Here is a 22,998-nt window from a genome sequence, read left to right on the forward strand (position 1 = left end):
ATATTATAAATCAATATAAACTTAACACGATTTCGTTATCCAGAAAAGTCTATATATGTAATTATTTCACAAAGCGAGATGTATCATTTTTGTAAAATAGCAAACAGTTCCGGATAATGTCTCATAATTTTTTCAATAGCAATATCGTTATTTCCGCCTTGCACATTTTGCGATTGTAACGAAGAAGAAGGCTGTCCAACCACCCAAACTGGGCAAAGTCCCCTTTGCTCCGGCTCCGATACCATGGCGCGTGTACCTTGTTTCACAGCCATAAATTTTAGCCAAAGATCATCAACCGATGGAGCTAGCGACATAAGCAATTCTTCTGAAAACAAATCTTTATATAATACACCAGGTGGATAGAGGATGCCCCCCTCTCCGATTGGTAAAATTCGATAACTAGGCTGCTCAACTTTTTCTGGTAGCATTGTTCTCCACTTTACATAAGGGGCAAGTCGATCCCCTTCCACTGCAATCCAACGTGCTTGATTGCAAATCACTGTATTGGGATACTTTTTATGCATTCTTAACAATTTTTCAACCGTATTTTCCGGATAGATAACGTCATCATCGACTGTAATTACAATAGCATCTGGATTTTCAAGCATGGAATAATAATATTTTTTGTGCGACCTTAAATCGTTACAAAATCTAACCTCTAAGCCATATTGCATATATTGTTGGATTTCTTGCGGAATATCTTCTTCTGGATACTGTTCTTCTGCAAGCCATAGAATAAACCGATCGACCGGCACACTCTGATTCAGAAGTGACTTAATCGTCCATCCGACTATGTTATTACGGCCTGGATAGGTCGTCATTGACAGAATGATTTTTTTTTCGCCTTTACTTTTTCCTATGCAATTTTTAATTGGCTGTTTGCGAAGTAGTAAATTTTCCGAAACCATAACGAATCTATTTAATATCCAATTTAATCCCTTGATCCTTTTGTTATAGGGCAGTTTGTATTTATGAATATCCTGTATTTTCATGTATCCTCCCACTATCTTCTAAAGAAGCTTTGGATGCAACACTATCTACCAGAAAGCTTAATCGCACTTTGACAATAATCTTATATGAGCAAAACGACGCGATAAAAAGCTGTAGCAGTTTTCTTAGGCTAGATTTTCATGCGTCTATTACAACAAATTGTGAGCATCCTTTTCTTCCGTTGCGCAGGTCGCTGCGCAATTTGATTTATTCACAAGTGTATCCACTTGCTATTTAAAATCCTTACTATTTTAGTGTTATTCTTAAAAATAACTTTTGAATTTTCATTTTTTCATAAATAACGCTAATGTATCCTAAAAAACGAAATTCTTTTCACTAATTTTATTAGTCAGTTTCTTGTTTATAAAATTGATTATTCTTTAAAAAATTTTTTAATCTACTAATCTTAATGTCTGATAGTTTAATTAATATATGTTTATTTCTAAGCAATTTAATAAAAATTCCTAAGCTATAAGATAAACCAAACTTATACCTTACAAGTGCCATTCCAGTAAGTCTTATGGCAGAATTCCTTATATTTTTATATTCTTTAGTACTTAGCTTTTCTCTGAAAAAATTATTTTTTCTTATATATACATCCAAAATATCCGAAAATTTTTCTTTACTCATCGCACTAGTTATACTTTTGGAGTTAAAGTCCCAACTATATATTATATTTGAATCAACTGTAAATGAAGTTGAATAATAATCACATTTTAAACTAAACATAACATCATTACTGCTTAACGTTGAATCAAAAGTAATATTATGTTTTTTAATCATTTCTGCTCTAAATAATTTTGACCAAACCACTTGTATTTGATATTTTATTTTACTAATATCCCTAGTTTCCAAATATTCTTCGATTGGTTTGGAATAAGAAAGGTGTCTAGTTGTTATATTACCATTTTCATCTTGAGATGTAGGTGGAAAATAAACTATATCAAAATCTGCTGTTAAATACGGTTCTATATACTTATAGAAATTATCAGTAAAATGATCATCACTGTCTGCGAACAAAATCCATGGAGAAGTAGCCTTTTGAATCCCGATATTTCTACAAACACCGGCACCTTTTTTATTTGTTTGGTTTTCATACATAGATATATTTAAAGGAAATTGCTTCACAATTCTTTTTAAGTTTTCTATTTCTGTAACACTACTCTTATCATCAACAATAATAATTTCAAAATTATCCTTTTCTTTCACCATTAGTGAATTAAGGAGCTTTCCTATCCTATCACTTGAATTAAAATGTGGTATTACAATAGATATCAACGAATTCATTTTTAGCCCCTACTAGCATAATTTTTTATAATATTAGAGTTTATTATCTATTACTTTTAATACTATTCGAAAGTAATAGTTGCAAAAAATATCCTTTTCCACCTGATGGAAAGTAAAGATATACTATTCATTTATTTTATATAAATAGTATAATCTTCAATACTTTTTCTATCAGAGGCGGGAACAATTGTCTCTTCTTTAAAGTCACCAATTGCAATAAATAATATTAGTTGTTCAGAATCGTCAACTTCTATTAACTTTCTTATATCCTTTTCATCCCTAGAATTCATCATCGCGTTTAATGGGACAGCAGCTAAGCCTTCGTGTTCTAAGCCATAAATCACTGACATTGAAAATAGGCCACCATCAACAAAAGCCTCATTTCTTTCTACAGGGCTCAAAAATGTACTATTAGAAACACTTATTGCCAAAACCACCTCAGGCAATTTGGGATATCCTTTAAACCCTCTTTGCAAATATAGTAAATTTTTCATTTTTTCTTTATTAGTTACAACGTAAACTTTCCATCCTTGTCTATTACAAACAGAGGGAGTTTTTCCAGCATTCTTTATTGCATTATTCACTTTATTTATATCTATAGGTTGTCCAGAAAACTCTCTAATACTATATCGATTTTGAGCTAATGAATAAAAATCCTTATTATGATTTTGCTTTTTTTCCTCTCGATAAATAGTTTTAGTTCCTGCTTCTCTAAATACTTGATTGTAATCTTCCAAAAAAGTGCTATCTATAATTTCACTCAAAAAACTCACATCAAAATTCTTACTCTCGTGAAATTTTTTATACCGCAGTATAATAGAGCGCCCTTGTCTATAAGGAAAACTATCCTGAGAATAGCCACTTTTTGTATAAACCACTAAAGCATCATTAAGAACAGAAAGTGCCTTTTTACCAAATCCTAATCGAATATTTTCATTACGAGACAATCCTTTTTCAATCGCATGAACATTGTATATTATTCTCGAACATAATTGTTCATATGAACAATCATAAATTGAAAAGGAGGCTGTTTTCGAAAATCTTCTTATATCTTTACCTGCTAAATAACGAAGACGAATCTTTTGCAAAAATTTTTTTCCATATTCCTTCAATTTATTTGTATTAGTTTTCATATATACTCCTCTTCTTATCAAAAGTACAACTATATATTAGATTTCAAATAATTTATCGCCTTTTCTCTCTCTAGGTTTAGTTTTTTATTGACACTATCATAATCAATTTCATTAGATAATATTGAGGACAAGCCATCTAATGATAAGTTATCTGAACGTTGAGAATCAAGACCAAATAAACCTAATAAATAACCTAGCTTTTCTTCGTTACCATAACTGTTTCCAACACTTTTTCTAATTATTGTACAAAATTGTTTATTATTTATAATTGAAAATATTGTTCCATGAAAAGTATCAGTAACAATAGACTCAGCATCACGAAAATAAGCTAAAACTTCAAACGGGTCACAATCAATAAATTTATCACAACAATCTTGGACGCCGCCTATACATATTACCTTAGCACCTTTATTTCTAGCATATTCCTTAATCATTTTATTTTCTTCACTAGTAAGCCTGCCAGAATATCCATAAACTATAATATATTTATCTTTAAATAGACGATTTTTGGGAATTTTCGATTCTAATTTCATATAATCATATGCTAAAACAGGATCTACATTTACTGAAGGATTATTGCCAGTGAGTTTTTCTATTACACTGCGAGAGTTTTCATCTCTAACGGAGATTTGAGCAAATGCCTGAAAATCTTCCTTTAACATTTCACCAATTGAATATTCATTTATTTTTTCATATGTTGTATTACCAAAGGACCCTGCATACGAAATGACTTTCTTTGCTTCAGAATTATGTCCAAAAAGATCTCTAGAAAATCCAACATTACTATTTGATTGCACACAATTGAATACCTCATCACTACCAATAACTTGTACATCAACATTATAATTATAATTAGGTTGTTCAGTTAAACCGAGAAGCGGAAAAAAACGGTTAGCATATGTTCTTTTGTGATTAAAAAAGCGAATCTTATCTATCAATTTAGCATTAACTTGATTATATTCTTTAATTTTACTAATCTTTCTACTGAAACTATTTTTCCTATCAGCAATATCAGTTTTAATTAAAGGATCTCCCGGACGATAATCTAGAAATTGCACCTCAATATTCTGATCAGACATTTCTATTAGCCGCTTTAAGGCATAACCCTGTAAGAATGATCCATAATTATAGATTCTTTGCATTGACATAATTCCTACTGTTTTCATTCACTTGCTCCTCATTAAATCTTTAATAATTATTTTGAATTGATCGATAAATTGTGTATTATTTGATACAAAATCCTCATTGGTATCCGAGAAATTTTTAATAGTTTCAGATAAGTCTTTTATATCATCAACCAAATATATTCCATAACCACGCTCTTGGATTCTCTTTGCAAAATCAAATTGATGATTATTTACATGTTCATCAAACTCAAATTTCCTAGGCACTACAATCGGGGATTTATGCTTTTCTAAAACACTTAAAAAGCTTGCTGGACCTCCATGGGTAATTACTATACGAGATTTTTCAATGTAATTCGTCATTTCATCAAAACTTACAAACTTTGTCCACTGACAGTGCTTTGGCTCGTAATCTGAATAACCTGTTTGAATAAAGACTTCATCATCAATTCTTCCATTTGCTTTTAATTGATCAATTTCCATAATTAACCTGTTAAATTGTTGCTCATGTGTTCCAACTGTTACAAATATCATCTAGAAAATACCTCCTAAATTTATTGCTTTAGGATATACCTTCTTCATTTCTTCCCATTGAACAATAAATTTGTCAGAAACAGGATATACTAATTTTCCAGTAAGGGTTGGTGAATCAATTCTATCAAATACCTCTATATACACTGTTTTACAACCAAATAACTTTCCTAGATAAAAAAAAGGCACAGCAACAGCGGCACCAGAGGAAATAATAATATCTGGTCTTTCCTTTTTTAAGATTTTATAAGCTAAAATTGTATTTCTAATTGTGTTTTTCACATTACGATTGGTTGGGTAGTAACATGGGTACATTTTTTCATTTTTTAAGATACTTTTAGCATCACTTTTATCGAAGGTAACCCAAAACCTTTCTTCATTTTCCCAAAAAGGTTTTAACATATGAAGATGCGTTAAATGACCTCCACTTGAACCAACTAAACAAACTTTCATAATATTATTCCTCACTAATTACCCTATTTATTTTAAAACAATAATAATTATTAACTATTAAAAGTATCTTTAAAAACTTAATTTCTACTCGATTATTCTGCTTATTAGATTATTCCTACGAAATTAAAATGCATTTTTTGATCCAAATAACACTAAAACTGTTCTTAAGATAATTTTAATGTCTTTCATAATAGATCTCTCTTTGATATAAAGCAAATCCAACTCTACCATCTCAGAAAACCCAATATTACTTCTCCCGCTAACTTGCCACAACCCTGTGCATCCTGGCACTACTAGTAGTCTTTGTTTATCATATGGAGTATATTCTGCCACTTCTCGAGGAAGTGGTGGCCTCGGGCCTACTAAACTCATTTCACCCTTCAGCACATTAATCAACTGCGGTAATTCATCTAGACTAGTTTTTCGGATAAACTTACCCACTTTTGTTACTCGTGGATCATCCTTCATCTTAAACATTGCACCTGAAACCTCATTTAAAGCTAATAATTCTTTCAATCGCTCTTCAGCATCAGAAGCCATCGAGCGGAACTTATACATATAAAATTCTCTTCCATCTTTTCCTACTCTTAATTGTTTAAAGAAAACTTTCCCTTTTGGATCTTCTAATTTAATTAAAAGACCAATAATAATAAAAAGGATACTTAGAACAATTAATCCACAAAATGAACCAATGATGTCTATTGATCTTTTCATTACAAGGTAGCTTCGAGCTGTATTTACAGATATATTCTTTTTCTTTTCTAAATACAGAGATTGATCCTTATAAAATTCAGACATCACTATACCACCTATCCCTTAACTTTTTTATGTAGTCTATAGATAACTAATAATAACATTACAATAACAATTATTATAGCTTCTATTATTAGGTATCTAGTAAATTATATAATTAAAATATTCCTAAAAACTTCTTTCTTTGTATACGCTCTGGAATCTCTTTTATTATATTTTTATCTTCAATTAGTAATTCAGCATTTTCTTTAAAAAGATAAATATAATCCATTCCAAAATTTTCTTTAATCATCTCTAAAGACTCAGCCATTTTAAAAGTGCGATTATGAATATTATGGGCATCTGAAGCAATAAAATGAGTTAAATTATGCTCTATCATCTGTTCCGAAAACTTTTTCACATTTTTCCCAAAGTATCCTACTACACTGGATGCTGTTACTTGAGTCAATGCTCCGTTTTTTACAAACTTATAAAGAAGATCCGGTTTTTCTTGCAATTCTTTGTTTCTTTCAGGGTGTACAATAATTGGAATAATCCCCTCTGTTTGCAATTCATATAATAATCTTTCTGCATATCGTGGTACAGAGGAAGAAGGAAATTCAATGAAAAGATATTTTGTATGATTCAGTGTTAGAACCTCACCCTTATTATAATCTTCTAACACTTCTCCATAAATTCGAACTTCCTGCCCTGGAAGTATATTAAGAGGAAGGTTTTCTTGTTTTAAAACAGCATTTAAGTCATTAACCTTTTCTAGAATGGATGACTTCTCGTTAATATATTGGTTATTCTTATGATGAGGTGTAGCAATAATTGTTGTAATCCCTTCATTAATAGCAGTCTTAGCCATCTCTAAACTATTTTCTAATGTCTGTGCTCCATCATCAATATTCGGTAATATATGACAATGTATATCAATCATCGTGCTACACCTCTCTATTTTTATTCATTTAGTATCTTTCTATCACATTATCAAATAGTAACATTGATCATTTTTTCCGTAAATAGCATATACCGGCGGTATTTTCGATTATATCTTGTTAGATATTAGTTTGTACCGTAATAATAGTAATTACTATTTTTATCATTCTTTTTATTATTTAATACAACGCCCAATATTTTCCCTGTAGAAGAAGCGAGCTGTTCTTTTGTTTTTACCACAGCATCTTTATCCGCTTTCCCACTACCTACCACTAAAATACTTCCATGACAAAGATTTGCCAGGACTTGAGCATCCGTTACCGCCATAACTGGTGGAGTATCAAATAAGACAATATCAAATTCTTCTAAAGCTTGTTCTAGGAAATAGCTCATGGCTTTTGATCCTAATAACTCAGAGGGATTCGGTGGTATTGGACCGCTTGGAAGAACATATAAATTTTTCTCGTCATACTGGTGAACAGCTTCCATTAACTCCATTTGGTTCGTTAATATAGAGGTCAATCCAGTTGTATTATTTAAATTAAACGTATAATGCACAGTCGGTTTACGTAAATCAGCATCCACTAGTAACACTGTTTTGCCTTGTTGAGCAAAAACAATTGCTAAGTTAGCAGTTGTGGTTGATTTCCCTTCCCCAGGTCCAGAAGAAGTGACTAAAATAGACCGAATTTCTTCATCTATACTTGAATAAAGGATATTGGTTCGAATATTTCTGTATTGTTCAGAAATAGGTGATTTAGGATCATACTTTGCGATAAGCTTCCTTCTATTATTCAGTCCTAGTCCGCCTTTTTTTGCTCTTTTACTTGCTGCCAAGTAAATCCCCCCTACCTCTTCCTTTTTGAGTGCCTCTTTGTTTTGCTTCAAAACTTTCATCAATTTTTGTAATAGCTCCTAGTACTGGTAACTCTAGTAATTTCTCAATATCTTGTTCTGTTTTTACTGTGTTATCAAGATATTCCAATAGGAACGCTATTCCACCACCTATTATTAATCCAACTATTGCTGCAATTGCAATATTTAATGGTGGATTAGGACTAACAGGAGATTGATTTTCTTGATCTTCTGCTAATGGCAATACAGTGACATTATCGATACTCATAATATTCTTAATTTCTTTTTCGAATACTTCTGCTGTTTTATTTGCAATTTGCAAGGCCACTGTTGGGTCAGCATCTGTGACTGATACAGTCATAACCTGTGAACCTTGTGAACTTTCTACTGTCACTTTACTGTTCAATGTAGACACACTCATATCTAAATCCAATTCGTCTTTTACAATATTTAAGATAGCCGCACTTTTTAAAATAACACTATACGTGTTTATTAATTGTACGTTTGCTTGTACTTCCCCTGAATTTAATACAGCTTTTGAATCATCTTTTGCCTGGTTTACAAGAATTTGTGTCGATGATTTATACTCTGGCGTAATAATAAAATAACTTACAACAGCACTTACTATCATTGCTACTAATGTAATGGAGACAATAAGTGATACTCTTTTCTTTAACGTATCAAATAATTCTTTTAGACTAATAGTTTCTTCCATGACTTCCTCCTAGAAAAATATAAAAACCAAAAATATTATATCATATATCGTTGCATATATTGTCATTTCTTGTCATAATTTTAAATGAAATGTTTTTACGTGTTTTACTATACCAATTAATTTACATTTTTGATATATATTTTTTAAAAAGGGAGAAGTTTCCTATCTAATGTACTAATTTGGTAGATTACTAAACGACTATACTTAATTTTTTAGGAGGTTTCAATGAAAGCTATTATTTTATCCATCCTTTCTATTATTCTCGTGGCTATTCTTGTTATTGGGAATATCCAATGGAATAATCGGGAGGACCGTCCTCTATCTAACACCCATCCTACTAAAGACGCAAATGGCGAAGTAGAAAATAAAAAAAATGAAGACCAGTACTTTAGTCTTGATGACTATATGAGCTTTGCAAAGTCATGGCCAGAAAGTGCACAGAAAGTACTGGAAGAGAAACTTACAGAGAAACAACCCTTTCATATATTATTGGTTGGTTCCGATGAAATTGGTGATCAAGAGCTTGGGTTAATTACACCATTGCAAGAAGCATTAGCTAGTAAATATGATAAATATGTAACAATTGATAGCATTACATATGAAGAAACTTCATCCGATTATGTAAATAATAATGAATATGAATCTATTATCGAACAGAAGCCAGATATGGTTATCTGGGAGCCTTTTTTGTTGAATGATAACGGAGTAGTTGATATTTCTACAACCTTATTGAATGTCAACCAAGTGATTAATGAAACAAAAGATGTCCTGCCAGATGTAACATTTGTTTTAATGCCAGCACATCCCCTGTATAATGCAGGCCTCTATCCTATGCAAGTAAGCGATTTGAAGAAATTTGCTGAATCGAAAGAAATTCCCTATTGGAATCATTGGGAAGCATGGCCTGAGAGCAATGATTTAAAACTTAAAGATTATTACGTTGAGTTAGGTGATAGATCACAAGCAAATGAACAAGGCTTTAAAGTTTGGAGCAGCTATCTGTCTAAAAAACTTATATCAGAATAAATCTTTTCATTAAGCGAGAATTTCTCGCTTTTTTTTTCAAGAAAATAGTTCTGTATAACGCACATGGATAGCATGTTATCACATTTTCTGAATATTTGTAAATATTACTTTACTCCTATCTCTTTCCTGTAAGCGCTACCTAGTTTCTTCTATTATATATATTATTTTACTCAACCTTAAAGGATGTCTGTCTGCTGTAATTGTATGAATAACATAATGAATGAAAATGAAGAACGATGGGAGGATTAAAATCTTTTAGGAGGGATTGCAGGGAAAGTAGGCAGAAAGGGGATTACTTTCCCTTTATCAAAGTTTAACTATGTATCTTTTGATGGCTCTTACGTCTATTTGATCGTTCCTTTACTGCTTGCATTATTATTAAGCATATCCTTTTCAAAATCATCACTAATTAAGTATTCCACGCTTGTTCCTAGTTTAGCCGCTACTTTTTCTAAGAAGTGTAGAGAGGGATTATTTTGTAAGCCTCTGTCGATGTTGCTTAAGTATGTTTTGGATACCTCTGCCTCTTTTGCCAACCTAGATAACGAATAACCTTTTCGCTGACGTAAATATCGAATTCTTTCGCCAATCATTCATTCTCCTCTTTTCCTTTAGGTACTCTTTATTGTAATCAAACCTTCCTCTTTTAATGTTTCCAAGAAGGAACAAACATGCTGCTCGCATTTTCGTTGTGTTACGTCATACTTTTCCATTAAGGTAGCTACCACTCTGTCAATCGAGATTGGCTCCTTTATTAATTCCCAAATATCGCCTCCAATATGGCCTAAATTATAGTATTTGCTATTCGCAATGCTTAACATTACTTTTTCTCCATTCATATCACTCACAATATGTCCTAGGGTTTGCACAACGATCGTCTGTTTATCTATTTGCGTTTGTGTTTTCCTCATTTGTCTTCTTCTCCCTTTTGCTTTGTTAAAATAAGTTCTACCAGTTCATTTACAGTAAAGCGAGATTTCGGCCGCTCGATTTTATAAATAAAGGTACTTTTTAAGAATTTAGATGTGGTTATTAAGTGCCATTCCAATAAACTTAATGGTTGTAGAAAGCTGTTCCGAAAAGTATGCTTATACAATATTTGCAGCCGTTCAAGATTCCGTTTTTCTTTTATTTCAATCTTCTCTCCATCCTTTTTTGTGAGCTCAAAGATGCCTGCCAGCGGGAGACAGCTTGTTTCAAACTGCTGTTCTATCGGCACACTAAATTTCTCTTCTCGATAAGCAATCGGTTTGAAAGAACGATTAGTCATTTCAAACTCATGCAAACTCTCAAGCCATAACTTTTGATAGGGATAGGTAGGGATAACAATTGGATTTCCGCCTTTATTTAATTGGACTGGAATAATGTCGTCACTTATCAATTTATAGCCTTTTTGTAAAAATGCTCTTGCTAATGTGGACTTGCCCGCGCCACAGTCCCCTACAATGGCATATACTTTTCCCTCTATCACAATTCCACTGCCATGAAGAGGAAGAATTCGTTTTTGCATGAGCAGAATACCCATACATGTACCTAATAAATAGAGGCGCATTTCATCCATTTTATTTGCCGACAACAACGTGATAGAAATGCTTTCTCCTTTTTCGATTAAGAATATCGCGATATTTGGAACATGGAAGAGAACCATATCCCTCTCTATGACAAAATAGTTATTTGCCTTTGCTTTAGCATTCCAATATTCCCGCAGGTCCTTTTCTTTAATCACCAGTTCTGGAATGGCTTCTACCTTTTCTTCTTTACATAACTCCGGCAGCATGAATTCGCTGTACACATGGCATCCAAAAGCATAATAACGAAATGCACTTTTTGTTATCATATGTCCCTCCTACACCTTCTTCCTTATCCTATCAAAAAGAAAAGCCTCAACCTTCTTAGCAGCGAAGGATGGAGGCAGATTGAAAAAATATAACTATTATGTCCTAAAAGTGGAATTGAGCATTAGCTCCAGCCAAGATCAGGGAATGGCGTTCCCGTTTCATATGTTGCATCTAACTTATTGTTATTAAATGGTCCTGCCATCGTTTCTTTTACATCTAAAACTTCTAAGTTCGGCTCTTTCCATTCAAGCTTGTTCATCTTATCACCTCCTTTCAAGTTGAAAGATCTAGTAACTTCCTACTCATCCTGCCAATTTTAGCTTCTTTAGAAACCGATACACGATAATGCTTCTGAACAATGCTCGGACATCAGGATCCACTGCGTATTCAGAAATTGCTCCTTTTCCTAACTTATCCAGCCCCCTTTTCAAGCAATTGTAATTGATATAAGAAAGAATCACTGGATCTTTTGAAACCTCCCTAGCCTCCTGCAATAAACTCTTCCAATGGGGAATCACTCGATAAAGCCAATCCGTCCCTTGAGCCCCTCTTATTTGCTGATTCAGTCGTATTTCATCAGGCAAATACCCCTCCGTACTTCTTCTTATCAGGGCACGATCCATTCCCTTCTGTACATACTGATCTTCTGGAATAGACAAACAAAAACGAATAACTCGTAAATCATTTGTCGGGTCTCGACTGATTAATCCATATTTCAGCGAAAGTTGGGTCATGAATGTATTGGAAGCATTCCAGTGAAATAAGTCATCAAAATGTCTTCTCCTTTGCTCAAATGCGTTTAATTCAGAAAACCATCCTGTTGCATCCATTCCTGCTTCTGCTAATTTCGTATATATTCTTGTTTTCGCTGCAAACTCTGGATTAATCAGCGGCGGCGGCCCTCCCGTTGTATATTTCTTCCTTTGCTGATTTAAAAAAGGAAAAGTTTCTCTAAGCACCATCGCAGCAACCCTTTTCCGCGGTCTTGCAATGTTTTTGCTATATGCTTCCACTTCTTTATAGAGCTTAAGCAATCTACATTGTTTTAGTAGAAGAGGAAAATAATCCTGCACACCTCCCCACGATATAGACAGGTTTCCGCGATTTCCATTCAGAAGAATACCAATGTCCCGTTTTTGCGCCTCTTCAAAAATCCCCTTAATCCAAAATGAATTTTCAAAAAACTTATAGGGCATTTCCATTATTTCTAAAAATTCGTCTATCTGTTTGTAGGAATCCTTCCCTTCGAAATCCAGATAATGATCCTGCAAACGGCCAATATAATTCACTGTTTTATGTACAAAGGATGATTCATTGGCTACTAAATTCTTCGGACCAAATGGAATAAAATCTTTAGGTGGTATATAGCTAAAAGTATGTAAGCCAGCATCTTCTGGAAGATGTTTGGCTGCTAAGCTGACAACCGATCCTGAATCCAATCCACCACTTAACTGAGACCCCACCTTTTTATGGGTTCTAAGCCTTGCTTGAACAGCTGATTGATAAATCTCCTGAAATGCTTCTACATAGTCATTATCACTAGGTAAATGTATTGGTTTTACTTCCGAGCTTATCTGACTATATCTCTTTACTTTTTTCCTTCCTTTTTCAATTGTGATGCTATGTGATGGCGGCACTTGCTCAATCCCGACAAAAGGCGTAATGGAAGAATCAACCGTATCTACTACCCCAGCAATAGCTAAATATTCAGCTAGCCATTCCTCATTTAACCGTTGCTTAACATTTGGTAATTTCAATAACGATTCTATTATTGTTGAAAAGTAAAACTGCCTATCCTTATACACATAATATAAAGTTCTGCTTCCCGAAAAGTCTCTTGCACCAAATAACTTTTGCTGCCTTTCATCCCAAAGAAAAAAGGCAAAATCTCCAATCAGATATTTCGGGGTTTCTTCCCCCCATTTAAGATAAGCAAGAAGGATTAACTGCGTATCAGAAATAGTTTGCTGCAAGGAACGATCAACCTGCAGGGATTGAAACAATTCCATTCGGTTATCGATTATAGAATCAGAGGTAATTACCACCCTGCTCGTTTTATCGTAATAGGGATTTCTCTCTCCCATTGATTCTGGTGTAATCCACCGTGCATGACAGCCAAGGAAAATATTCATCCTGCTATATACTTGAATATCATCGGAAGGGAATCCTTGAAACCCATTCATTATTTTCCCAGCATACTCCGTTGCTATGTTCGCTTGATTTTCATATAAGATTCCAGCTATACCACTCATTTATTGTACTTCACCCTCATTTATTCTTAATAAAGAACGAAACAGTTAAGAAAATACGAATATTAAGTAGTTTTCCCTCACCTTATTCTTTATTAAGAACATATCATACTAAAGCCTTCCTAGCAATACCTGTTTATAAATTTATCGCGAGATTTTTAAAGGTTATTTCATTCATTATTTGTTTCCATTCTAGAGAGAATCGATAAATATCCTCTTCAACTAGCTCACTGCCAGTCTGTACTTCAATAATTTCCATTGTACTTGTTGCTCTTAAAGCATGCTTTGTTCCTAGAGGTATATGAATAACATCCCCTGACCGAATATGCTGTAGTTGATCATCTAATACCAGGACACCCTCTCCTTTAACAACTGTCCATACCTCACTTCGTTTGTAATGAACTTGATAGCTCAGATTCTTCCCTGTTTCTACACATATTCTTTTTGTTAAAACTTCATTTCCTTCGAGATATTTCGTGTGTTCTAGCACCTTATACCAGCCCCACCTTCTCTCTTCAAACATAGGTCTTTCTATTAGGTCTTTTAATATTTCCTTCACTTGCAGACTATCCTCTTTATTTGTTACTAAAATACCATCTGGACTTGCCGCCACCACCACATCATCTAAACCAATTAATGTAATAGGAATATCCAACTCATTTACAATATGAGAATTGGTGATCCCTTTACTAACAAAGCCCTTTCCACTAATCGGATTTTGCATTTCCTCTGTTAACGTATTCCAGGTTCCAAGGTCTTTCCAATAGCCCGTATAAGATAAAGCAATTACTTGCTCTGCCTTCTCTGCCACCTCGTAGTCAAAGCTATTCTGGGGTAATAGGTGATATTGACTTACTAGTTGTTCATATTGAATAGGGTAGCCTCTTTCCAACAAGATATTAAGCAGATATTCGATTCGGAAAGCAAACACCCCACTGTTCCATAATCCGCCACTTTCTATTAGTCTTTCTGCCTCTTCTCGTCTCGGCTTTTCCTTGAAGGCGGATACTCGCATATAGTTCCTCTTTTCTTCTTCATAAGGAACCATATATCCATATTTTTCAGAAGGATAGGTTGGCTGCACTCCTATTAAAGCGAGCTCTGCATTACTTTCTTTCAGCGTTTTCTCAAGCTCCTTTACCTTAGAAAAAAAGTGATTTTCTACAAAAGGGTCAACAGGAAGTATCGCTATCACTTCATGAGGACTGCAGCCTTTAACAGAATATAAATAGACAGCAGCTAGAGCAATTGCTGGAAATGTATCCCTTCTTGTTGGTTCCACCACAATCGGCATTTGTGTTCCCACTTGTATTTGAATCATTTCCACTTGTGATTTACTTGTTGCAATCAGCGAATCCTTAGCAAGATCATTTTTTTCTAGCTGTCCCCATACTCTTTGAACCATCGATTCCTTATTGCCCTCTTCATCGGTTAACACTTTCAGAAACTGCTTTGAACGGGCATCATTGGACAACGGCCATAGACGTTTGCCAGAGCCGCCAGACAATAAAACAAGTTTCAATTTCATCCTCTCCTTTTTGAAATTAAGCCAACGTTTGATTTCTAGCTAATTCTTGGGAAACAAGCATTTTTCTTAATGCTCCCTTTGTTTGCGTCAATTGCTTATATTCTCCTTCTTGTATTACCTTTCCAGATTCCAAGACTAATACCTTATCTGCATTTCGAATCGTTGATAAACGATGAGCAATTACGATTATCGTCATTTTCCCTTTTAATCGATCAATAGCCTGCTGAATCTTCTGTTCATTTTCACTATCTAATGCACTTGTTGCTTCATCTAGTATGAGAATAGCTGGTTTTCTCAAGATGGCCCTCGCCAAAACAAGACGCTGGCGCTCTCCGCCTGAAAGCCTTATTCCTCTATCTCCAATAACCGTATCCAATCCTTCCGGCATCTGTTTAACAAAGTGCTCCGCAGCAGCAAATGACAAAGCTTGCCATAATTCCAGTTCTGTCGCCTTTGGTGCAACCATTAATAAATTAGCTCGAATGCTGCTATGAAATAAAAAAGGCTCCTGAGCAACATAACTAATGGAATTCCGATATAACAGTAACTCCTCCTCTGTTAACGATTTTCCGTTTACAAGCAATCTGCCTTTTTCAGGCTGCAGCAAGCCCATTACTAAATCGACTAATGTCGTCTTTCCCGCTCCTGACGGCCCAACTATTGCGGTTGTTTTCTTAAGCGGAAAATGAATATTTACGTTTGTTAGTGTCCAGTCTTCCTGAGATGCTTGATAGCGGAAATAGACATGGTCACATTCTATTGCTTGTTCGAGAATAAACGGCTCCCATTCCCTTGTGCGAAAGGTACTCCATTCTTGGCTTTTGTTACTTTCCGCTTGAACACGCAGAACATGATCTAATGCCGGAAACATGGAAACAATTTGTTCTACATTACTCTGCAAGGAGGAAAATCGCGGCCATAATCTTGAAAAAATCAAAATAATTACCATAAGCTTCTCTGGCGGCAGTTTAAGAAAGGAAAAAGAAATAGAAACAAAAAGAACAATCAAGAAACCAGCCATCAGTCGATAAATGAATACAGACTTAGTATTTAAGTGAACTAAATTCATCACATTATGGTGTATTAAATGAGACTTAGACTGAAACCAATCAAAGAAAGATGGCTCAAGCATATTGCTTTTCATATCTTTCATTCCACTAAACTGTTCTGTAATTCCTCCAAAGTAATCGTTCATTAACTCTGTTGTTTCTTTGCCGATTGTTTTAGAATTCCTCACGAATTTCCTCATAAAAACACTAAGTAGCCCCCCACTAATTAAGACAATGCTTGTTAAGGATGGTGATAAGAGAAAAGCCAGCATTATTTGAACAATAGTAAAAAATACAATGCTGATTAATTGGATAATACTATGTGTTCCCACGCCGATTCGTGATATTTCTGTTGTGAGAATATAGTTAAAATCCGACTTTCTTTTTCTCAGCATGTATTCCCACTTCACTTTGATAAGTGATTCATATGTCTCTAGTCGCAACTGTTTAATAAAGTTCTGCTGGATATCTGTATTTAAAATCGTTTGACTCCGTTGCAGCAAAGCCTGGCCAACTATCAATATAAGATAAATCAATAAGACAGAAGCCAAATTTAGTTGAAAAGGCAGCTTTTCCATTGCTGCTACTATTAAAGTAATAGGAAACAGATCATTTATCTGCATATTCAACAATCCAATAACAGAAAGCATTGGTATTAAAAGATAAATGCTAATTCCTTCAAGGGCACTTATTAGAATGCTAAGAAAAATATTAAGATACATCTTCGTTCCAGTAACTGCCTGCAGTTTCTTAAAAAAAACAATAAGATTTCTCATTTTCTAAAGTCTCCTAAGTGAAACTTTTTGCTTTAAAATTACTCGCCACAGCCATAAAATCGGTCTTAATGGAAGATAAAGAAAGTGCAATGATTTTGGTAAAGGAAGCACTTCTGCATCCCATGAATTGGCATAGAATTTCCGAATAATGTAAGCTGCCTTCTGCTTAAATGGTTTCATCATAAATAGATACTTTTTTCCTTCCTTATCCCATGTCTTGTCTGGAGGATGAAAAAAGTTGATTCTTTCTCTCATGAATAGAAAAGCCTTTTGTGCAAGTCCCTTCGATTGCTTCTTTATCTTTCTCTGATACCTTTTTGGGCTTAATTGTAGGTTTTCTACTAAATAGAGCGCTTGTTGATAGAGGTGGCAGGCTTGATTTTCCATAAAGACCATTGGATAACTATTAATATCTTCTTCTCTCTTCAGCAGTTGCACAATATCTACTAGCCACCGAATACGAAACCAGCCATGACGTGCCCCGTGTGTAACAAGATAATAACACAATATTTCCTCACCTAAAGTATGGAATGCTGTTGACCCTATAGACACCGTTTTGCGATTATTCCATAAGTCTGCAAAGCTCGGCTCTTTACTAGGACCGGGATGAAGTCTCCAATGCACTTCCACTTTGCAATTTTTCTCTTTATGAAGGAATTCAAGATGATGGTTTCTTTTTTGCCAATCTTTTAATTTTCGTGGTGGTTCATACTCCATTTCATATCCTTTTGCTTGCAGTATTTCTATCGTCGACTTTAAATCTTGAAAGGAAATCAGAATGTCAAGATCGTTGGAAGTTCTAGAAGATAAGTCTCCGTACAAATAATAGGAAAGAATTGGTCCTTTTAAAGTCAGCATGCGGATCTCATTCTTCGTTAATGCAGTTGAAATATTATCTAGTTCTTTGATCAATTGGAGCATTTTGATTGTATTGTCTTTATATAAACCCTCTACTAGTTTGACTACGTTGTTAGGCAAATAGGGAGAGTCTGTACCAGACAGTCTTAAATAGATGGATGGATACACTTTATGAAAATAAACTAACTGAAGAAACTCCTTCCAATCTACCTTTTTATGAAATTCTTCTATCAGTTTTACGGAGTCTTCTTCCTCATTCAATAGCCTTAATAACAACTGCAGTTCATTAGCACAGCTATGCAGATCAATTTCTTCTGATCCCTTCATTCTTTTCACCTCTTTTACTCATACCACCGGCAAATGTATTCACAACGGTGAACCGTTGTTTACCGCGTGCACCTGTCACATAATGAGAACCACTTCTAACCCATGCATGTGCCTCCATTTTGCCTGCTTGGTCCCTAGCAATACCTAGATATAAAGTGGTTGGAATCTTTCTTCTATTTAACATTCTCGTTGCTGCAATTGCTTGGACAAGGCAAGCACTTTCCCAAAATGTATATTTGCTCATCGTCTCAATCGCCAAAGATACATCTTTTATCATCTTTTCATTGCCATTTACCTGAACTTCCGTTTCCATCGATTCTTCGCCCAGACTAGGAGCAACTTTCGCGAATGGCAATAGTTTCAAAAACCTACCTCTTGCCAAAAAAATAAATGCCTCCATCATTAGGCATTTTAGTTTAAAATCCATTTCTATAAATTTCTCGACTTTCCGTATCACTCTAAACATGCTTTTAAATCTACCTTTATTAGTAAATTATCTGCTAATAATTCTGCTAAAAAATATTCTACTTGCTGCTCACATTCTTCTTTTGAAACTTCATAGTCCTCCATTAACATTGCTACGATTTGCTGCTCACTTATCGGATACTTGCAATATTCCCATATCACAGTTCCTATTTCTCCAATCTTGTAATACGTATTATTTTGCTCATTCCATATATACATTTGGCTATTTAATTCTTTCCATGTATTTTCTTTATTAACTTGATAAAAACAATCTCTCACTAACTCCTCATTTAATAACATCATCATCGCTCCTAACTGATTGATTGTTTCTTTGTCCAGTGAACGTCTGAAATGATATAAGATTTTACTACATTGATTTTCGTTGCCTTTTCCCAAATTTGCTGTTTGTGCGCTATTTTTTCCTCTATAAACTGTTTGAATTCTGTACGAAACCGTTCCGGAGAGAAATTCAAAGCATGCTCTCGACAATGGACTGGATTGAATGGTAATCGTTCGAATTGCTCCACAGCCCTTCTTATCGCTTCTGGAGTTTGGTCATAGAAGAAATACCCCGTTGGATGAAGCGATTCATTGTATCCTTTGACCGTTTCTAAGGACCCCCCTTTTCCATAAGCAATGACTGGCGTACCACAAGCCTGTGCTTCTAGAGGGGTTATGCCAAAGTCTTCTTCCGCTGCAAAGATAAAACCTTTTGCTCGCTGCATATGGTCTTTTAACACTTGAAAGGATTGATAGCCCATCAAGTGAACATTTGAACCTGCTTTCGCCTTAATTTTTTTAAATCCGGACCGTCGCCAATTACGATTAATTTCTTATCTGGCATCAGAGAAAATGCTTCAACTATTGTATCTATTTTCTTGTAAGGAACCATCCTAGAAGCAGTAAGGTAGAAATCCTCTTTGTCTGGATAAAAGCTAAATTTAGAGATATCCACGGGCGGATATACTGTTTGGGATTCTCTTTTATAAACCTTCCAGATTCTTCTTCCGATAAAATCAGAATTAGACATAAAAAAATCTACACCATTTGCTGTTCGATAATCCCAATTACGAATTTGGTGCAGTAGAAATCTAGTTAAATATCCTTTTATTCCTTTATCCATCCCTGCTTCTTTTAAATATTGGTGCTGAAGATCCCAAGCATAGCGAATAGGAGAATGAACATAAGAAATATGCAGCTGATCTGGTCCAGTTATGACCCCTTTTGCTACAGCATAGGAGCTAGAGATAATGAGATCATATTTAGATAAATCTAATTGTTCAATGGCTAATGGCATTAAGGGAAGATACGCACGGTACTTCCTTTTCGAAAAAGGAAGCTTTTGAATAAAAGTCGTGTTCACTTTCTTATGTTGAATAAAATGCCGATCTTTCTCATCTAAGTAATCGACTGTACTGTAAAGGTCTGCATCTGGATAAATCTTGAGTATCTCCTCTAGTACTTTTTCTGCCCCATTATAAACTACCAGCCAATCATGGATAATTGCTGTTTTCATAGGAATGCCTCCTTTTTATCATGCCTTCTTTCTCTTATGCAGCCAGTGTTCAGAAGTTGTCTCTTTTTCACTTGCTAAAGCTTTTTCTATTCTCCATTCATTGATTTTGGTATCAATAAACGCTTTAAATTCTTTTTGAAAACGTTCATTCGAAAAATATAAGGAGTGATTTCGGCAATTAATCGAATCTATCTGGATATGCTCAAACTTTTGGACAGCTGCCGCAATTGCTTCCACATTTTGTTCATAAAAAAAGAGCCCTGTTGGACTGGTAGATTCATTGTATCCTCTAACTGTCTCCCGAGACCCGCCTTTCCCGTATGCAATAACAGGTGTTCCACATGCTTGTGCTTCTAATGGAGCAATTCCAAAATCCTCTTCCGCAGCAAAAATAAAGCCTTTCGCACGCTGCATATAGTCCTTTAATACTTCAAAAGGCTGGTACCCCATCAACATAACATTTGGTCCGGCTTTTGCTTTAATTTTCTTAAAGTCTGGACCATCTCCTATGACAACTAGTTTCTTGTCTGGCAATAAAGAAAAAGATTCTACAATGGTATCTATCTTTTTGTATGGTACCATCCGTGAGGCGGTTAAATAAAAGTCTTCTTTCTCTTCTCTTAACGTGAACGCAGATACATCTACTGGAGGATATACTGTCTTGGTTTCCCTCCGATACGTCTTCCAAATTCTCCGCCCAATAAAGTCAGATACGCACATAAAAAAATCCACACCATTTGCTGTTCGATAATCCCAGTTTCGAACATAGTGCAGAATGAACCTTGTTATCCAGCTTTTTATCCCCTTTTCAAGACCCGATTCCCTTAAATATTGATGCTGCAAATCCCAGGCATAGCGTATTGGTGAATATACGTAAGAAATATGCAGCTGATCCGGACCTGTTATCACTCCCTTTGCAACTGCATGAGAACTGGAGATGATTAAATCGTATTTAGAAAGATCCAATTGCTCGATTGCTAACGGCATAAGAGGAAGATAATTACGATACTTCTTCTTCGAAAAAGGAAGCTTTTGTATAAATGTTGTTTTCACCTGTTTATTTTGAATAAAATGTCGATCTTTGGCTTCTAGATGTTCGACCGTACTGTATAGATCTGCATCTGGGAAGAGTTTAAGTAATTCCTCCAGCACTTTTTCCGCCCCGCTGTAGACTACTAACCAGTCGTGGATGATGGCTGTTTTCATAAGATTCGACCTCCTTCAGTATGCTTGCTACTAAAAAACTATTATAAATTTATTAGTTTTACTCATACATTTTTGTTAATTGTCGATTTATGTTTCTGAAATTTATTTATATAGATTACACTTAATAGTAATTGCAATAGTGATTTATATGAATCTATATAAAGGGTGAATAATGACCTATAGTTTACACCTATCTTACAGCTTGCATGTAAATTTACAATCCATTTAGCAATCGAACTGCTCACTACTCCCAACGCTGCCGCTTCTCCACCCATAAATCTATATAAAAGTACTGTAACAATTAACCCCACTATAATACCTAAAATCTCCGAGCAGGTAATTCTATGAAACTTAGCTTCAGCAGTTAAAAAGTTGACTAATATCGCATTTCCTATCGAAAAAGGGACACTGCTTAAGAGTATTACCCCCATAATGATGGAATCTACAAACTCTTTCCCATAAATTAAAGGAATCACTAAAGGCAACACACTACTTAAGAATATTGATACAAAGAATGTCCCGTAGAATAGCGTCCCATGTATTCTTTCCACTTTCATATATCTCTCGGTACCCTTTAAATCCATTAATTTAGGCATCAAATAGACACTTATTGCTCCATGAATTAGGGATATTAACATATTTCTAATACTTACAGCTACTGTATATAAACCTAAAATAAACGGACTTAGAACTAAGGAAATCACCAACTGATCCATTTGATTACCAAAACTAGATGTTATGGAATAGCCATAAATTTGAATACCTCTCTTTGTTAATTCTTTCGTTTTATTTAAAGTGTTATTTAATGTTGGTTTGATAAACTTTAAAACCATTAACAAGGAAATGATACAAATAAGAACATTTAATAAAGTAGTTATAACAATGAAATTATAGACATTGTATTTACCAGCAAAAATAAGAACTAAAATTATTGTAACAATCCCAAATGGCGTCATTAATTTAATCGCCATCACATGCTTAAACTTATTTATACCTTGTAGACTTCCTATTAGACCATGAGACATTATGGCAAAAGGTAATGCTAGTAATGATATTTTTGCCATATTTATAATAGAAGCGGGTTGATTGGAGATGATCATTGGAAAAACTATAAAGCCGATAATTAAACCAATAGGACCTATAATAGCATTAAGTATAAAATACGCACTTAAATAGCTGCTTTGTTCCTTATTATTTTTCTTTCCTAAGAAAGTAAGTGCACCAGGCAACCCAAACGTAAAAAGCAAGATGAATAAATTCGGCCATCTAGTTGCTATTGCCAATTCCCCTCTCCCATATGCTCCTAAATAACGTGCGCTTAATATACCAGTAATTAAATTGACAATCATTATAAATAGATTGACAGATAAACTAGATAAAAATAATTTTTTCATCTAA

At 34.5% G+C, this 22,998-nt stretch carries 23 protein-coding genes and 1 pseudogene; 1 reads left to right on the forward strand and 23 read right to left on the reverse strand.

The genetic code is table 11. From position 1 onward, the window contains the following. Positions 1–83: 83 nt before the first annotated feature. The 10 genes from NST77_RS17925 to NST77_RS17970 form a co-directional block, all read right to left on the reverse strand. Positions 84–992 carry a hypothetical protein gene (locus tag NST77_RS17925; RefSeq protein WP_341123345.1) on the reverse strand — a complete coding sequence of 303 codons (909 nt, stop codon included), beginning with the start codon at positions 990–992 and terminating at the stop codon, positions 84–86. A gap of 343 nt (positions 993–1,335) precedes the next feature. Next, positions 1,336–2,277 carry a glycosyltransferase family 2 protein gene (locus NST77_RS17930; protein ID WP_341123346.1) on the reverse strand — a complete coding sequence of 314 codons (942 nt, stop codon included), beginning with the start codon at positions 2,275–2,277 and terminating at the stop codon, positions 1,336–1,338. A gap of 131 nt (positions 2,278–2,408) precedes the next feature. Then, positions 2,409–3,410 (reverse strand): nitroreductase family protein, encoded by a 1,002-nt coding sequence (locus tag NST77_RS17935; protein WP_123258421.1) that lies wholly within the window; start codon positions 3,408–3,410, stop codon positions 2,409–2,411. Between the two features lie 29 nt (positions 3,411–3,439). After that, the gene (locus NST77_RS17940; RefSeq protein WP_123258422.1) at positions 3,440–4,576 is read right to left on the reverse strand and encodes a polysaccharide pyruvyl transferase family protein; all 1,137 of its coding nucleotides are present in this window, start codon (positions 4,574–4,576) and stop codon (positions 3,440–3,442) included. Then, on the reverse strand, positions 4,577–5,068 hold the full coding sequence (gene pssE, locus NST77_RS17945) for a PssE/Cps14G family polysaccharide biosynthesis glycosyltransferase (protein WP_095332675.1): 492 nt from the start codon (positions 5,066–5,068) through the stop codon (positions 4,577–4,579). Next, positions 5,069–5,518 carry a PssD/Cps14F family polysaccharide biosynthesis glycosyltransferase gene (gene pssD, locus NST77_RS17950; RefSeq protein ID WP_123258423.1) on the reverse strand — a complete coding sequence of 150 codons (450 nt, stop codon included), beginning with the start codon at positions 5,516–5,518 and terminating at the stop codon, positions 5,069–5,071. It abuts the gene before it with no gap. Positions 5,519–5,641: 123 nt separating this feature from the next. Then, positions 5,642–6,316, reverse strand: coding sequence for a sugar transferase (locus NST77_RS17955; protein ID WP_095332671.1), 675 nt, complete (start codon positions 6,314–6,316; stop codon positions 5,642–5,644). 112 nt (positions 6,317–6,428) lie between these two features. Next, positions 6,429–7,193, reverse strand: coding sequence for a tyrosine-protein phosphatase (locus tag NST77_RS17960; protein WP_123258424.1), 765 nt, complete (start codon positions 7,191–7,193; stop codon positions 6,429–6,431). A 125-nt stretch (positions 7,194–7,318) separates the two neighbouring features. Continuing rightward, positions 7,319–8,029 (reverse strand): CpsD/CapB family tyrosine-protein kinase, encoded by a 711-nt coding sequence (locus tag NST77_RS17965; RefSeq protein ID WP_123258425.1) that lies wholly within the window; start codon positions 8,027–8,029, stop codon positions 7,319–7,321. Next, the gene (locus NST77_RS17970) at positions 8,016–8,762 is read right to left on the reverse strand and encodes a YveK family protein (RefSeq protein WP_123258426.1); all 747 of its coding nucleotides are present in this window, start codon (positions 8,760–8,762) and stop codon (positions 8,016–8,018) included. The genes NST77_RS17965 and NST77_RS17970 overlap by 14 nt, the downstream gene beginning before the upstream one ends. 225 nt (positions 8,763–8,987) lie before the next feature. Between NST77_RS17970 and NST77_RS17975 the strand changes: the two genes are divergently transcribed. After that, positions 8,988–9,788 (forward strand): hypothetical protein, encoded by an 801-nt coding sequence (locus NST77_RS17975; protein WP_341123352.1) that lies wholly within the window; start codon positions 8,988–8,990, stop codon positions 9,786–9,788. A gap of 344 nt (positions 9,789–10,132) precedes the next feature. On the opposite strand, the gene NST77_RS17980 is transcribed toward NST77_RS17975, so the two are convergent. The 13 genes and pseudogenes from NST77_RS17980 to NST77_RS18040 form a co-directional block, all read right to left on the reverse strand. Further along, entirely contained in the window at positions 10,133–10,381 is a 249-nt protein-coding gene (locus NST77_RS17980; protein ID WP_095332661.1) for a helix-turn-helix domain-containing protein, read from the reverse strand. Between the two features lie 18 nt (positions 10,382–10,399). After that, on the reverse strand, positions 10,400–10,699 hold the full coding sequence (locus NST77_RS17985) for a lasso peptide biosynthesis PqqD family chaperone (protein WP_123258428.1): 300 nt from the start codon (positions 10,697–10,699) through the stop codon (positions 10,400–10,402). Further along, a complete protein-coding gene (locus NST77_RS17990; RefSeq protein ID WP_341123355.1) occupies positions 10,696–11,625 on the reverse strand; it encodes an aldolase in 930 nt (309 codons plus the stop codon). The genes NST77_RS17985 and NST77_RS17990 overlap by 4 nt, the downstream gene beginning before the upstream one ends. A gap of 122 nt (positions 11,626–11,747) precedes the next feature. Continuing rightward, a complete protein-coding gene (locus tag NST77_RS17995) occupies positions 11,748–11,885 on the reverse strand; it encodes a paeninodin family lasso peptide (protein ID WP_123258429.1) in 138 nt (45 codons plus the stop codon). Positions 11,886–11,928: 43 nt separating this feature from the next. Further along, complete coding sequence (locus tag NST77_RS18000; protein ID WP_341123356.1) at positions 11,929–13,878, reverse strand: asparagine synthase-related protein; 1,950 nt, start codon at positions 13,876–13,878, stop codon at positions 11,929–11,931. A 133-nt stretch (positions 13,879–14,011) separates the two neighbouring features. Beyond that, complete coding sequence (locus NST77_RS18005) at positions 14,012–15,397, reverse strand: sugar phosphate nucleotidyltransferase (protein ID WP_163186317.1); 1,386 nt, start codon at positions 15,395–15,397, stop codon at positions 14,012–14,014. A 22-nt stretch (positions 15,398–15,419) separates the two neighbouring features. Next, the gene (locus NST77_RS18010; RefSeq protein WP_341123357.1) at positions 15,420–17,228 is read right to left on the reverse strand and encodes an ABC transporter ATP-binding protein; all 1,809 of its coding nucleotides are present in this window, start codon (positions 17,226–17,228) and stop codon (positions 15,420–15,422) included. Between the two features lie 3 nt (positions 17,229–17,231). Continuing rightward, positions 17,232–18,413, reverse strand: coding sequence for a nucleotidyltransferase domain-containing protein (locus NST77_RS18015; RefSeq protein ID WP_095332649.1), 1,182 nt, complete (start codon positions 18,411–18,413; stop codon positions 17,232–17,234). Beyond that, positions 18,391–18,879: a lasso peptide biosynthesis B2 protein gene (locus NST77_RS18020; protein WP_095332647.1), complete on the reverse strand. Its 489-nt coding sequence runs from the start codon at positions 18,877–18,879 to the stop codon at positions 18,391–18,393. Before NST77_RS18020 ends, NST77_RS18015 begins: the two co-directional genes overlap by 23 nt. Then, entirely contained in the window at positions 18,867–19,178 is a 312-nt protein-coding gene (locus NST77_RS18025) for a PqqD family peptide modification chaperone (protein WP_176474239.1), read from the reverse strand. The genes NST77_RS18020 and NST77_RS18025 overlap by 13 nt, the downstream gene beginning before the upstream one ends. 11 nt (positions 19,179–19,189) lie before the next feature. Then, positions 19,190–20,394, reverse strand: a pseudogene (locus tag NST77_RS18030) (glycosyltransferase family 4 protein). Between the two features lie 18 nt (positions 20,395–20,412). After that, positions 20,413–21,600 carry a glycosyltransferase family 4 protein gene (locus tag NST77_RS18035; protein ID WP_341123358.1) on the reverse strand — a complete coding sequence of 396 codons (1,188 nt, stop codon included), beginning with the start codon at positions 21,598–21,600 and terminating at the stop codon, positions 20,413–20,415. A 62-nt stretch (positions 21,601–21,662) separates the two neighbouring features. Next, positions 21,663–22,994: an oligosaccharide flippase family protein gene (locus NST77_RS18040; protein ID WP_341123359.1), complete on the reverse strand. Its 1,332-nt coding sequence runs from the start codon at positions 22,992–22,994 to the stop codon at positions 21,663–21,665. Between the last annotated feature and the right edge of the window lie 4 nt (positions 22,995–22,998).

The organism is Niallia sp. FSL W8-0177, from assembly GCF_038006285.1.
Taxonomy (GTDB): domain Bacteria; phylum Bacillota; class Bacilli; order Bacillales; family Cytobacillaceae; genus Niallia; species Niallia circulans_A.

Bases quoted from the DNA above. Each gene is read 5' to 3' on its own strand.
- NST77_RS17980 (WP_095332661.1), bottom strand. From the start codon at position 10,381: ATGATTGGCGAAAGAATTCGATATTTACGTCAGCGAAAAGGTTATTCG.
- NST77_RS17925 (WP_341123345.1), bottom strand. From the start codon at position 992: ATGAAAATACAGGATATTCATAAATACAAACTGCCCTATAACAAAAGG.
- NST77_RS17960 (WP_123258424.1), bottom strand. From the start codon at position 7,193: ATGATTGATATACATTGTCATATATTACCGAATATTGATGATGGAGCA.
- NST77_RS18025 (WP_176474239.1), bottom strand. From the start codon at position 19,178: ATGTTATTAAATGAGGAGTTAGTGAGAGATTGTTTTTATCAAGTTAAT.
- NST77_RS18000 (WP_341123356.1), bottom strand. From the start codon at position 13,878: ATGAGTGGTATAGCTGGAATCTTATATGAAAATCAAGCGAACATAGCA.
- NST77_RS17930 (WP_341123346.1), bottom strand. From the start codon at position 2,277: ATGAATTCGTTGATATCTATTGTAATACCACATTTTAATTCAAGTGAT.
- pssD (WP_123258423.1), bottom strand. From the start codon at position 5,518: ATGAAAGTTTGTTTAGTTGGTTCAAGTGGAGGTCATTTAACGCATCTT.
- NST77_RS17970 (WP_123258426.1), bottom strand. From the start codon at position 8,762: ATGGAAGAAACTATTAGTCTAAAAGAATTATTTGATACGTTAAAGAAA.
- pssE (WP_095332675.1), bottom strand. From the start codon at position 5,068: ATGATATTTGTAACAGTTGGAACACATGAGCAACAATTTAACAGGTTA.
- NST77_RS18020 (WP_095332647.1), bottom strand. From the start codon at position 18,879: ATGTTTAGAGTGATACGGAAAGTCGAGAAATTTATAGAAATGGATTTT.
- NST77_RS17955 (WP_095332671.1), bottom strand. From the start codon at position 6,316: ATGTCTGAATTTTATAAGGATCAATCTCTGTATTTAGAAAAGAAAAAG.
- NST77_RS18035 (WP_341123358.1), bottom strand. From the start codon at position 21,600: ATGAAAACAGCCATCATCCACGACTGGTTAGTAGTCTACAGCGGGGCG.
- NST77_RS17995 (WP_123258429.1), bottom strand. From the start codon at position 11,885: ATGAACAAGCTTGAATGGAAAGAGCCGAACTTAGAAGTTTTAGATGTA.
- NST77_RS17975 (WP_341123352.1), top strand. From the start codon at position 8,988: ATGAAAGCTATTATTTTATCCATCCTTTCTATTATTCTCGTGGCTATT.
- NST77_RS18040 (WP_341123359.1), bottom strand. From the start codon at position 22,994: ATGAAAAAATTATTTTTATCTAGTTTATCTGTCAATCTATTTATAATG.
- NST77_RS17990 (WP_341123355.1), bottom strand. From the start codon at position 11,625: ATGATAACAAAAAGTGCATTTCGTTATTATGCTTTTGGATGCCATGTG.
- NST77_RS17985 (WP_123258428.1), bottom strand. From the start codon at position 10,699: ATGAGGAAAACACAAACGCAAATAGATAAACAGACGATCGTTGTGCAA.
- NST77_RS17935 (WP_123258421.1), bottom strand. From the start codon at position 3,410: ATGAAAACTAATACAAATAAATTGAAGGAATATGGAAAAAAATTTTTG.
- NST77_RS18015 (WP_095332649.1), bottom strand. From the start codon at position 18,413: ATGAAGGGATCAGAAGAAATTGATCTGCATAGCTGTGCTAATGAACTG.
- NST77_RS17940 (WP_123258422.1), bottom strand. From the start codon at position 4,576: ATGAAAACAGTAGGAATTATGTCAATGCAAAGAATCTATAATTATGGA.
- NST77_RS18010 (WP_341123357.1), bottom strand. From the start codon at position 17,228: ATGAGAAATCTTATTGTTTTTTTTAAGAAACTGCAGGCAGTTACTGGA.